The 12497-nt window shown below is 36.9% G+C and carries 13 protein-coding genes; 12 read left to right on the forward strand and 1 reads right to left on the reverse strand.

Annotated elements, in window-relative coordinates; genetic code table 11:
- The first annotated feature begins 25 nt into the window (after positions 1 to 25).
- The 12 genes from Q0X52_RS06235 to Q0X52_RS06290 all read left to right on the forward strand — a co-directional run bounded on the left by Q0X52_RS06235 (position 26) and on the right by Q0X52_RS06290 (position 10995).
- Complete coding sequence (locus tag Q0X52_RS06235; RefSeq protein WP_297576166.1) at positions 26 to 1405, forward strand: Fe-S-containing protein; 1380 nt, start codon at positions 26 to 28, stop codon at positions 1403 to 1405.
- A gap of 1 nt (position 1406) precedes the next feature.
- Positions 1407 to 2675 carry an FtsX-like permease family protein gene (locus Q0X52_RS06240; RefSeq protein ID WP_297576184.1) on the forward strand — a complete coding sequence of 423 codons (1269 nt, stop codon included), beginning with the start codon at positions 1407 to 1409 and terminating at the stop codon, positions 2673 to 2675.
- Positions 2662 to 3795, forward strand: a complete 1134-nt coding sequence (locus Q0X52_RS06245) for an FtsX-like permease family protein (protein ID WP_297576168.1) — start codon at positions 2662 to 2664, stop codon at positions 3793 to 3795. The genes Q0X52_RS06240 and Q0X52_RS06245 overlap by 14 nt, the downstream gene beginning before the upstream one ends.
- The gene (locus Q0X52_RS06250; protein WP_297576170.1) at positions 3796 to 4458 is read left to right on the forward strand and encodes an ABC transporter ATP-binding protein; all 663 of its coding nucleotides are present in this window, start codon (positions 3796 to 3798) and stop codon (positions 4456 to 4458) included.
- Complete coding sequence (locus Q0X52_RS06255) at positions 4455 to 4946, forward strand: redoxin domain-containing protein (RefSeq protein ID WP_297576172.1); 492 nt, start codon at positions 4455 to 4457, stop codon at positions 4944 to 4946. Before Q0X52_RS06250 ends, Q0X52_RS06255 begins: the two co-directional genes overlap by 4 nt.
- A gap of 206 nt (positions 4947 to 5152) precedes the next feature.
- A complete protein-coding gene (gene moaC / locus Q0X52_RS06260) occupies positions 5153 to 5629 on the forward strand; it encodes a cyclic pyranopterin monophosphate synthase MoaC (RefSeq protein ID WP_297576174.1) in 477 nt (158 codons plus the stop codon).
- The gene (locus tag Q0X52_RS06265; protein ID WP_297576176.1) at positions 5598 to 5852 is read left to right on the forward strand and encodes a DUF493 domain-containing protein; all 255 of its coding nucleotides are present in this window, start codon (positions 5598 to 5600) and stop codon (positions 5850 to 5852) included. The genes moaC and Q0X52_RS06265 overlap by 32 nt, the downstream gene beginning before the upstream one ends.
- Before the next feature lie 8 nt (positions 5853 to 5860).
- Positions 5861 to 7108 (forward strand): hypothetical protein, encoded by a 1248-nt coding sequence (locus Q0X52_RS06270; protein WP_297576178.1) that lies wholly within the window; start codon positions 5861 to 5863, stop codon positions 7106 to 7108.
- Positions 7083 to 7943, forward strand: a complete 861-nt coding sequence (locus Q0X52_RS06275; RefSeq protein WP_297576180.1) for a tetratricopeptide repeat protein — start codon at positions 7083 to 7085, stop codon at positions 7941 to 7943. Before Q0X52_RS06270 ends, Q0X52_RS06275 begins: the two co-directional genes overlap by 26 nt.
- 9 nt (positions 7944 to 7952) lie before the next feature.
- Positions 7953 to 8759, forward strand: coding sequence for a M48 family metallopeptidase (locus Q0X52_RS06280; RefSeq protein WP_297576181.1), 807 nt, complete (start codon positions 7953 to 7955; stop codon positions 8757 to 8759).
- A gap of 9 nt (positions 8760 to 8768) precedes the next feature.
- Positions 8769 to 9599 (forward strand): EamA family transporter, encoded by an 831-nt coding sequence (locus Q0X52_RS06285; RefSeq protein ID WP_297576182.1) that lies wholly within the window; start codon positions 8769 to 8771, stop codon positions 9597 to 9599.
- 94 nt (positions 9600 to 9693) lie between these two features.
- Entirely contained in the window at positions 9694 to 10995 is a 1302-nt protein-coding gene (locus Q0X52_RS06290; RefSeq protein ID WP_297576185.1) for a hemolysin family protein, read from the forward strand.
- 789 nt (positions 10996 to 11784) lie between these two features.
- Here Q0X52_RS06290 and Q0X52_RS06295 read toward each other — a convergent pair.
- Positions 11785 to 12450, reverse strand: a complete 666-nt coding sequence (locus tag Q0X52_RS06295) for a type II secretion system protein (protein ID WP_297576183.1) — start codon at positions 12448 to 12450, stop codon at positions 11785 to 11787.
- Positions 12451 to 12497: the final 47 nt, after the last annotated feature.

The following is a 12497-nucleotide window of genomic DNA, read 5'->3' on the forward strand; positions in this document are numbered from 1 at the left end:
GCTTTCATAAATTTAAAGGATTTATATGAGTATCTATTTTTACCATGTAGTTTTAGCTTTTTTAGCTGTCGTTTTTTGTATCTCACTTCTAACCTCAAAAAGAGCCATTAAATTTGGATTATTGCCGTTCTTTGTCGGAGTTTGTGGAGGGCTGCTTATTTTCTCAATTACAAAAAAAGCCCTTTTGGATAGTGAGTTTAAAGCGGTATTTGATATTTTTATAGTAGTTGTTGTAGCACTTTTGCCACTGCTTCTCATCTATAAAAATGCCCTTTTAAAAAGCTTGCTATTTTTCCCTTTAGGTGTTGGCTATGGCTTTGAGTATGGAGTCCTAAACTCTAACTTTCCGCTTTTTGTGGGAGAGCTTTTAGATAGCGTAGGCTTTATCAACCTCTTTCTTACAATTTTTGCATTTGTGGTAGTTATCTTTTATTTTCTCATACTTCAAAGAGCAAAAGAGATTTTAAACCGCGCCTCTAGAGCCATTTTGGTGATTTTTGTCTGTGCTGTTTTGATTGTCGATAGAGTTGGCTTTTTTACTCTCTATCTCATGCACAAAGGACTCATCAAAAAAGATCCTGAGCTTCTCTCTATAGTTGCAAAGATAGTCTATGCAAATGGCTTTTTTCCATATATCTTTGCCCTGCTTGGCCTTATAGTTGTCGCTATCTATCTCTTTTCTATGCCTAAAAAGGTCTCAAAAGAGGATATTGTTAGCTACCGCACAAATTTAGCAGCAAGAGAGCAGAGGATTATAAACTCAACTATCTTTGGGCTTTGTGCAGCTCTTGTCATCTCATTTAGCGCCTACTTCAAAATCATCGCCCAAGCGCCACCTCGCATAAGCACTCCAATCATAGTAGAGCCTGTAGATGGAGTCTTTAAATTTGACGCAAAAATTGTGCTAGATGGAAAGCTTCATAGGTTTGCCTATATTACAGACCAGGGAAGAGAGATAAGATTTTTCCTTATCAACCGCTTTAATGATAGACTTTCTCCAACTGCTGTCTTTGATGCGTGCAGTATTTGTGGCGATATGGGATATATAAAAAGAGGTGATGATCTTATTTGTATCAGTTGTAATGTCAGGATATTTTTGCCAACTGTAGGTAAATTTGGAGGTTGCAATCCAATTCCTTTGGAGTTTAAATTTGACGGTGAAAATATAACAATCACTTTAGAGGAGATAGAAAATGGTGCATCATTTTTCTCAAAAGATGTTGAAAAGATGGTGACAGATCCAGTTAGCCTTAAAAAGATTAAAAACAACTCCAAATTTAACTATCTCTACTACAACAGAACTTACTTCTTTGAAAATGAAGAGAACCAAGAGAAATTTGAGGCCAATCCGGAAAAATATGTGACTACAAAGGGTGAGATTTTGGGAGGAAAAAGAGATGATTAGAATGTTTTTTTTGATGGTAAAAAACTCAATCCTAAGGTCAAGCAGCCAAAAATTTCTAACCTTTTTGACTATCTTTTTGTCTGTTATGCTTATAGCTTGCATGCTAAATATCACCATCAACATAGGCAACAAGGTAGCAGACGAGCTTAGAGGATATGGCGCAAACATAGTAGTTATGCCAAAAAGTGGAGAGCTTACTATGCAAATAGGCGACAAAGATATCTCGCCTCTTAAAGATGAAGAGTATCTAAAAGAGGGAGATCTTCACACCATAAAAGAGATTTTTTGGCGAAACAACATAGTTGCTTTTGCACCATTTTTAACAACTTCTATAAACTTAAACAACAAAAAAATAGAGCTAGTTGGAACCTATTTTCATAGAGATATCGGAGTAAAAGATGAGCCAGACTTCAAAACGGGCGTTGCTGATCTCTATAGATATTGGCAAGTTGATGGGGAGTTTCCAAAAGATGATAGCCTTGATGAGATTTTGGTTGGAAAGAGAGTTTTAGAAGAACTTGGCTTAAAGGTTGGCGATAGAGTTGTGATAGGTAAATTTAACCCAACAATAGTAGGCAGTCTAACTGCTGGCAAAGAGGAAGATAGTCAAATTTACGCCTCTTTAAAACTAGTCCAAGAGCTAACCGGCAAAGAGGGACTCATCCAAAGAGCCCAAGTTAGCGCTATGACAATTCCTGAAAACGACCTTTCAATGAGAGCTAGAAGAGATGCTGATAGCCTAAATAGCATAGAGTATGATACTTGGTATTGCTCAGCTTATGCAAGTTCAATAGCCTATCAAATCACACAAGAATACCCACTAGCAGTTGCTAAGGCAGTTTTGAGTGTAAGCTTGGCACAAAGTGGCATAACTAAAAAAATTCAAGATTTAATGGGCGTTGTGAGTTTGCTAGTGCTAACCATCTCAGCTATTGGCATAACTAGCTTAATGAGTAGTGAAATTTACAAAAGAAAGCGAGAGATAGGGTTATTTAAAGCACTTGGTGCAAGTAGTTTTGCCATCTACCTGCAATTTATCATAGAGACATTAAGCGTAGGACTTGTGGCCTCTATAGTGGGAACTATTTTTGGCTATTTACTTTCATTTGCCATTGGATACAAAATCTTTGGTAGTTTTATGGGAGTTAGCATTATGGTCTTTTTCTTAAGTGTGGCTTTTGGGCTGCTTATTTGCATAGCTGGCTCTATCGTCCCACTCAAAAATGTAATCAAACTACTTCCAGCTGAGGTGCTTTATGATAGAAAATAACGATAGTTTTTTAAGAAGAATCATTTTAAAAAGTATAGTAAATGGCGGCGTGCAAAGTCTTATAATCTTCATCTCAGTTCTCATTGGAGCGATGGTTTGTTGCGCCTTTGTCAATGTCTATGCAGATATCGATGCAAAAGTCTCAAAAGAGCTAAATAGCTATGGTGCAAATACCATCATAACTCCTAGTGCAAACAAAGAGTATATAGAGATTAAAGATCTTGAAAAGCTCTCTTTGGAGATTCCAAATCTCATAGCCATCAATCCATATCTTTTTGCCACTGTAAGTATCGGTGTGACAGATAGTGTTATGATGGGTCTAAATTTCTCCCAGCTTCACGAAACAATGCCCTATCTAGATCTTAGCAAAGGCGAGTTTATCAATGTAGATTTTGATGATAGAAATGGACTAATAGGAGTTGATTTAGCAAAGATTGCAGGTGTAAAAGTTGGCGATGAGATAGAAGTAAGCATAAAAGGCCATCAAGAGGTCCATAAAATCAAGATAAAAGGGATAGTTTATGATGGCGATAAAGAGGATAATATGCTTATAGTATCCCTAGAGCTTGCAGAAAAAATTCTCAAAAAAGAGGGTCTTGCAAATTACGCACAAGCAGTCATTAATGACAACTACGACAACATTGTAAAACTTTCAAAAAGGCTAAATAACAGCAACTACGAGCTTTCACCGATAAGCAAAGTATCAAAACAACAAGGCGTCATTCTTGATAAGATAAAACTTTTGATGGCTCTTATAAGCATTATTGTGCTTATAATTACTTCAGTTTGTGTAAATACAAGCCTTAGCTCCATCTTGCTATCTCGCATAAAGCAACTAGCGCTTCTTAGAGCAATTGGCGCCTCCAAAAAAGAGATAGTTGCCATGCTTTTAAAAGAGATAACACTTCTCTCTTTGCTTGGGGCGATGGGCGGTATTGTATTTGGTTTTTTGTTGGCGCAACTTTTAGGAAGAGTTATCTTTGACTCATCTATTGATTTTAGAGTGATAAGTGCCATTGTTGCGACTATTGTGGCGCTCATTTGTGCCTTTTTAGCAAGTTATCTGCCTATCAAAAAGGCATTAAAACAAAATTTAGCCAATCTTTTAAGGGGTGAGTAGATGAATATTTTAGAGGTTAAAGGGATATCAAAATACTTTCAAGATGTAGCAGCACTTGACAATATAAATTTTGATGTCAAAGAGGGACAGTGGGTAAGCATAATGGGTCCAAGTGGAAGTGGCAAATCAACTTTGGTCAATATCCTAAGTCTTATGGATGAGCCAACAAAGGGAAGTTACACAGTTGGCGGCAAAGATGCATCAAAACTTGATGAAGAGGGTATTTTAAATTTCAGAAGACAAAAGATAGGTTTGGTCTTTCAACAATTCCACCTCATACCATATCTAAGTGCTTTAGAAAATGTTATGGTTGCGCAGTATTATCACAGCACAGTAGATAGACAAAGCGCATTAAAGGCATTAGAAAGTGTCCAACTATCTCACAGAGTAGATCATAGACCAAGTCAGTTAAGTGGTGGCGAACAACAAAGAGTCTGCATAGCAAGAGCACTTATAAATAACCCAGATATCGTAATTGCCGATGAGCCAACAGGCAACCTTGATGAAGAGAACGAAAAAATAGTTTTGGAGCTTTTTAAAAAGCTAGTCAAAGAGGGCAAAACGCTTCTACTCATCACTCACAACATAGAGCTTGGCAAATATGCCGATAAGATTATCTGGCTAAAGCACGGCAAAATAGACAAGATCGAACAGCTAAAATGAGAGCTATTTTTGCCATAATGGCTCTTTTTTTGTTGAGCGGTTGTTTTGATAGTCATGAAAGACACCATATCGCTCTAAATAGCAGCGATGGCATAACTACCACCTACTTTCCACGCACCAAAGAGCTTCAAACTTCCAAAAAACAGCCACTAATTCTCTTTTTTTTCACCAAAGAGTGCAAGGCTTGCAGAGTTGAGTTAAAAAGTCTTAATGAACTTGCACTTAAATTTGGCAAAGAGGCAGAGTTTGTTGGCATTATCAACAGTAAAATAGGCTCAATAGAGGAACTTGAAGAAGAAGAGGGCGAAAAGATAGAGTTTATGGTTATTGCTGATTATAGTAGTGTGGATTATTTTTCAAAGGCTGTTGGTGGAGTTTTTGGTGTGCCAACGCTTTTTATCTTTGATAGTAATGGCAAGTTTTATAAAAAATTCCTAGGACTTACTCCAAAAGAGATATTGGAAAAAGAACTTAAATTTCTAATATAAAAGCCCGTTACCATATATTAACAATTAGTTTAATCATAGTTATTTTTTGATAGATATTATTAAGTTGTCCAACAAGATAAACCTCCTTTTTGTAACAACTTGGGATGCCGCCACTTGGTATCCCTTTAGTTGGACCTCCCATTTGACATTTTTAAACTCTAATTATCTATACTTTGATATAATTGTCAAAAATCAAAAGGAGAACAATGCTTACTCACTTAGATGAAAAAAACAGACCAAAAATGGTAGATGTTAGCGACAAGGAAATTACCAGCAGAGAGGCTACGGCAAGTGGTTTCATAAAGATGAGCGAGGAAGCTTTTAGAGCCATTAAAGACAACAGCGTAAAAAAAGGTCCTGTCTTGCAAACTGCTGTTATAGCCGCCATACAGGGAGCCAAAAAAACTTCATCTCTCATACCGATGTGCCACCCTCTAAATTTAACCTCTATAAAAACAGATATTGTTGAGCATGAAAATGCCTTTGAACTCATTGTAACAGTAAAGGTAGATGGCAAAACAGGAGTTGAGATGGAAGCACTTAGTGGCGTTAGTATTGGACTTCTTACCATATATGACATGGTAAAAGCGATAGACAAAAGTATGATCATCTACGACATAGCGCTACTTAAAAAAAGCGGAGGAAAGAGCGGTGAGTATCTGCGAAAACAAACCAGCCATTGAGTATCCGACATTTTGGGAATATAGAGTGATAGTAGATAGAGATTTTGATTTGAAAGGTAGAGTAGAAGAGCTTTTAAAAGGGATGAAATTTAAGCTAAATTTCTCCAACATTAGCAAAAATGGCAACTACAAAAGCTACTCTCTATCAGTCTTTGTAAAGTCTCAAGATGAGCGACTTGGGCTTTTTAGCTCATTAAAAAAGATAGCCAAATTTGTATTATAGGTGTGATTATGGAGAAATTTAAACTACCACAAGAGATAAAAAATAAAGAAGAGTTGCAAGATATCTGTTATAGGATTGCCAATGATGAGTTTAAGGCCGCTACAAAAAAAGAGAAGATTCAAAGAGCCAAAAAGCTCTACAAAGCACTTTTTGAAAAGACAAAAGAGAGCCATTTTGGCGAAAAAGAGCGACTAGAAGCTATTCTTTTTGGGATAAAAAATGCCCTTATAAAAGAGGACGAGGAGCGACTAATAACTCTTATAGATGAGAGATATCAAGTCATCAATCAGATAGATAGGTTGAAAAATGAGATGCGTGAAGTCATTTATGAGAGCTTTAAAGCTGTTGAAGAGGAGATAAAGCACTCAGACCAAAACAGCCCAGCACTCAATCTTTTAAACGAGTTTTTGCTTGACGCTTCAGAGTTAAAAGAGGTCTTTAAAGAGGTTGTGCAGGTTGCTTTGATTGCAGTTATTGAAAGTGGAGAAGATATCAAAGACTCACTTAAAGAGCTTTGCAAAAACCTACTTTTTTATGCTGTCAATGAGACTGAGTTTAGCAAAGAGAGAGTTCTAAAGGCCTCTAAAATTATCTTAAGCGAGGCAGTAACCATCGCGCATGAGAGCAAAATTTATGCAAATGATATAGTAGAGGGCGCCATTGTTGGGACAAATGATGGTATTTTAAAGGCGATTGAGAGTTTTAAAGACAAAATTAGATTTGCACCAAAAGAGATAAGTTTGGAGTTTAGCGCCCCGCAAGAGGAGCTTTCCACGCTTGAAGATGACTTTATAGAGCTTATTAAAAATATTGCACAAAATACGCCCGAGCCTACCAAAACTATGGTAGATGATATTGTAAAAAAAGAGTATGACAACTATCTTTCACGCATAAAAAGGCTTTCAAGCGACTTGGCCGACCAACTTAGGTGGAAGTTAGAAGAGATCAATATCAATCAAACCTACAAAGAAATTAGGACGATGGCAAACACCAAGTTAGATGAGATAAAGAGCGATTTAAAGCAAAAAAGCGCCAATGTCATGGAAAACTTGGAGCTAGAGGAGCGCCTCTCTAAGATGAAAAAAGATTTTGAAGAGTTTGAAAAGAGTGTATCGGCTAAATTTGGCGAGTTAAAACAGAGAGCCTTTAAAAAAGAAGATCCAAAAGAGATAGCAAAAAGAACCGTAGAGATGACAAAAGAAAACCTAGAACAAAAAAAACAAGAGAGCGATGAAAATGATAGTAAAAGCAGTTAGGATTGTAGTTTTGGCTCTAGCTCTACTCTGTTTCAATGCCTGCTCAAATGGCAGATTTCAGCCATCAGTTACAATGACACAAGAGGAGCTTGAAGAGCTAAAAAGACAAAAAGACACAAAAGCTAGAGAGCTTTTAGAGTCTTTACTAGACAACAAAGAGGGACAAAGAGCTGCCAAAGAGGCGATAGCATTTTGTGATGAGGGATTGCCATCAGGTTGCTATGTCATCGGAAGCTTGAGATTAAGAGGGCTTTATGGGGTGGAAAAAGATCTAGATGAAGCGATGTCTTATCTAAAAAAAGGCTGCGACGACAACTACGCAAGAGCCTGCCATGCACTAGGTGATGGCTATGCTATGCAAGAAGATGAGCAAAAAGCACTTTATTACTACAAAAGAGCCGCTAGTATGGGCGATCTTTTAGGCAACTTTGCAGTTGGGCAGCACTATCTAAAGAGCGATCCAAGCCTTTCTATGGGCTATTTTGAGATAGCTTGTGATGGCTATTTTGCAAGAGCTTGTGTATCGCTTGCAGCGATATATAGAGAGCGCGGCGGTATGCTTCAAGCCTACGCTTATGAAGATATGGCTTGCGATTTGGGCGATTCGCTTGGTTGTTACAACTCAGCCACTAGAAACTATTTTGACAAAAGATATGATGACGCACTAGATAAATTTACCAAAAGTTGCAAGCTTGGTAGATATCCATCATGCGAGCGAGCAATTGATCTTATAGAAAAAGATCAAACTAGATTTACCAAAAGACAAAAAGAGCAGCTCTTAGAAAATATAACTAAGATCATAGAATACAACGCTCAAAACAATAAATTTTTATAAAGGCAAAAGATGAGAAAGTTTGCAATAGTCCTAAATTTACTACTTCTAACACTTTTTTTATCAAGTTGCGTAAGCACAACAGCACCAGGAGCTGTAGGTATCAATAGAAAGCAGTTTTTTATCGTAAGTAGCGCCGAGATGGAGCAGGGTGCAAAGATGTATTATGCCAAAACATTAACCGACGCCAAAAACAAAGGCGAGTTAAATGTCAATGCCAAAGAGTACAGACGCATCCAAGAGATAGCAAACAGGCTTATAGCTCAGTCCCATATCTTTAAAAAAGAGGCGCTAAATTGGGATTGGGAGATAAATGTCATAGATGAAGATATCCTAAATGCATGGTGCATGCCAGGTGGCAAGATTGCTATCTATACAGGCATTATTAGAAGGCTAAATTTAAGCGATGCTGAGATAGCTGCCATTATAGGTCATGAGATGGCACACGCACTAAGAGAGCATGGACGAGAAAGAGCTAGTAGCCAACAGCTAAAAGAAGTTGGGCTCTATGCTATCAGTATGGCAACTGGCGATGATCTCATCACTGGACTTAGCAACATGGCAGCAGAATATACAATAATGTTGCCATTTTCAAGAAGTCATGAAACCGAAGCCGACATCATAGGAACAGAGCTTATGGCAAGAGCAGGTTACAACCCAAATGCCGCTATAAATGTGTGGAAAAAGATGCAAAAGATTGGCTCTAGCTCAACTATTGAGTTTCTATCTACCCACCCATCGCACGAAAGTCGCATAAAAACATTGGAGGAAATCTCTCAAAAAGTTATGCCAATCTATATTCAAACAACCCAAAAATAGGAGTCAAATTTGCTATTTCTAATCCTTGCAATCTCATTTAACGTCTTAGTTTCAGTTCTTTTAAAAGTAGCGCAGAGCAAAAATATAGCCCTTGAGCAAGCAGTGGCTTTCAACTACATATCAGCCATTGTTTTGTGCTTTGTCCTTTTAAAACCAGCCGCCATCTCTTTGGAGTTTGGCTCTATCTATCTCTTTTTGATACTTGGATTTTTATTGCCAGCGGGCTTTATCGTCATGTCAAAAAGTATCTTACACGCAGGTATTGCAAGATCTGACGCCGCCTCTAGACTCTCGCTTTTTTTGCCAATCATAGCCTCATTTACTATCTTTGGTGAAGAGCTTATCGCAAGTAGAGCAGTGGCTATACTTTTTGCCTTTGGAGCGCTTTTTTGTCTTTGTAAAAAGGCAGGTAGCAAAAGCGACAAAAGCTCGATGTTGTGGCTAATACTAGTCTTTTTTGTCTATGGGCTAGCAGATATTACCTTTAAGCAGATAGCCAAACAGGGCAATCTCTTCTCTAGCACGCTTTTTATCTCATTTATCTTGGCAGCTATCATTATTTTTGTAACACTCTTTATCAAAAAGACTCTTTGGGACAAAAAAAGCATGGCAGCAGGGCTACTTTTGGGAGTTTTAAATTTCTTCAACATTCTTTTTTATATAAAAGCACATCAAGTCTTTAAAACCAACCCATCGCTAGTCTTTACAGCTATGAATATCGGCGTTATTTGTGTTGGGACTTTGGTAGGCGTGTTTATCTTTAGAGAAAAAATTAGCAAGACCAACCAGCTAGGGCTTCTTTTTGGTATCATTTCGATACTCTTTTTAACATATTTTTAGATGAGAGTATTTAGTTTGCACTTTTTTGCTATAATGAAGCCATTCTATTTTATTTTATAAGGATTATAAATTGGACACGGGTAGTTCCGTCTTTATGATTGTATTTGCATTTGTTTTTGTATTTTTAAACGCCTTTTTTGTTTTATCAGAATTTGCCATTGTCAAGATTAGAAAAAGTCGCCTTGAAGAGCTTATAAAAGATAAAGTTCCCAACGCAAAACTAGCCTTTGAGATGACAAATTCTCTTGATACCTATCTTAGCGCAACACAACTTGGCATAACTCTTAGCTCACTAGCACTTGGTTGGATAGGCGAGCCGGCAGTTTCAAGACTTATAGAGGTGCCTTTAAAAGAGGTTTTTCATCTTAGCGATATCTTGGTTCAAACTGTTGGTTTTGCCATCGCTTTTACTCTTATCACGCTTCTGCATGTAGTTTTGGGCGAGTTGGTGCCAAAGTCTGTTGCCATAGCAAAAGCTGAAAAAGCCGTTCTTTTAGTAGCCAAGCCTCTACACATATTTTGGGTTGTATTTTCGCCATTTATCAAAACTTTTGACTTTTTAGCACGGTTTGTGCTTAAGAGATTTGGTATCAATCCCGCCAAAGAGACAGAGTTAGCGCACTCTGAAGAGGAGATTAAGATTATTGTTGGCGAGAGTTTAAAGGGCGGAGTGCTTGACTCATTTGAAACAGAGCTTATAAAAAACGCTGTTGATTTTGGCGAGATTGAGGCAAAAGATGTTATGACGCCTAGAAAAGATATGATCTGCCTCAACAAACAAAAAAGCTATGATGAAAACTACACTACAGTTTTGGAGTCCAAATTTACACGCTTTCCATATATAGATGGCAGTAAAGACAATGTATTGGGCATGGTTCACATACGAGATATTTTGCAAAGCAATGAAAAGGACTTCAATAAGATAGTAAGAAAATTTATCATCGTGCCAGAGAGCCTATCTGTTGCCAAAATCCTTCCTATGATGAACAAAGACCGCATTTCAGCCGCTCTTGTTGTCGATGAGTATGGCGGCACGGCGGGACTTTTGACTATGGAAGATATCATCGAAGAGATTTTTGGCGATATCAACGACGAGCATGATGAAAATAGCCAAGAGTTTAAAAAGATAGATGATAGAAACTACGAGTTTAAGGGACGTTGCTACATCGAAAGTGTTGAAGATATACTTGGCATTACATTTGATGAAAACACCGAGCAAAACACCATTGGTGGCTATGTTTTCAACCTACTTGGGCGACTTCCTGTAGTTGGCGACAAGATACAAGATGAAAACTGCACCTATGAAGTGCTTAAGATGAATGGCGCAACTATCGAGCTTTTAAAGGTTTCTAAAAAAGAGTTGCCATCATCAAATGATGAAGAAGAGCAGGAGTAGTTGGAGCTTAAATTGGCTCCAACTCTACTGAAATTTAGATCACTTTTGCCTAACTGAAATTTAACCTCTCAAATTTAATCACTTAAACAGCTTCTCTTTTAAATTTACTCTTTTAATATCCAAATTTAACTTTAAATTTCATAGCACATATCATCAAAATAGCTCTTATCATTTAGATTTGAGCCTTATTCGACTCCACTATTATCAATAAAGCTCATCAAATCAGCTTAAAGGCAAAGAACTATTTTTTAGTGATAGTTTTGATTTTAAGATGAGTTAAAAGTAGTTAAATTTCACTTTGATTGTTTTAGAATAATTTTACTTTTGGGATGAGTAAATTTCAAAATTTATTTTTAGAAGTTTTACCTATAAATATCTACCAAATGGCACAATATAGCTTTTTGGTATCAAATTTATTTATTTGCAAATGGAAAGTGGCCAAGACATAAAATGATTGAGTGGATTTGACTTTTATCTTTTCAAATTTATTTGTTGGTAATGCTATCTAAAGAGAATTTTCTAGCCCTAAATTTATCTTATTGCTAATTTTTTAGAGAGTTAATTTTGCTTATAAAACTAAAACTATCTAAATTTAGCTCAACCTGCCATTTTCATTACCAAAAATAAGAGTTTTATTTTATTGGGCTAGAGTTTTTTATAGTTTTAAGATATTTATAGTCTTTGTTAGTTTTATTTCTTGAATGGGAGCAATTTTATTAAATATGTTGTATAAATTTAAAAAGCCCAAAGGCTTTTAACCTTTGGGCAAAACTCTTATAAGAGTAGAGTTTAGAATCTTACGTTAGAACCGCTAAGTTTATACTCTTTACCAGCCATTTCTTTGAAAGAGCTTGTAGATGTTAGAGTTCTGCACTGTGCTGTAGCACCATCTTTAGCAATACCACCTTTATTTTTCAAGGCGTTCTCTAGTGCTGCTTTTGCATCTGCAACTGCCTTTTTAGAAGCATTTATTTCAGCTGCTGTTGCATTTGCTTCAGCTTCTTTAGCTTTTAATGCAGCATTTGCAGCTGAAATGGCTTGTTGAAATGTTACTAGTTTTTCTGTTCCAACATAGAGATTTACATCTTGTTGGTCGTTTTTGATGAAGCTTACTAGAACACAATCATTATCTTTGCCAACTTTGAAGTTAAAGTTTGCTTCCATTGTACCACCTGCTGTAGTAACAGCCTTAGTGTTTAAGTCGCTAAGTGTCTCGCTACCTGTTGCCAACTCAATACCTGTGACATTTGTCATTTGGTCAATATTTGCTGCAAATTCACCTTGTGCTGTGTAGTTGCTTGTAACATCTGAAATCATAGTGCTTAAGTTTGACAAAGTCTTTGCAACTTCTGCATCATCTCTTGTAGCTGCTAGTCTTGGAATAGCAACTGCTGCTAAAATACCTAAAATTACGATCACGAAGATCAACTCGATCATTGTAAAACCTTTTTTCATGGTTTTCTCCTTTAAGTTTATTTCACTTTACATACCCTTATGTAAAA

The sequence above is a fragment of the uncultured Campylobacter sp. genome, from assembly GCF_947255105.1.
GTDB lineage: Bacteria > Campylobacterota > Campylobacteria > Campylobacterales > Campylobacteraceae > Campylobacter_B.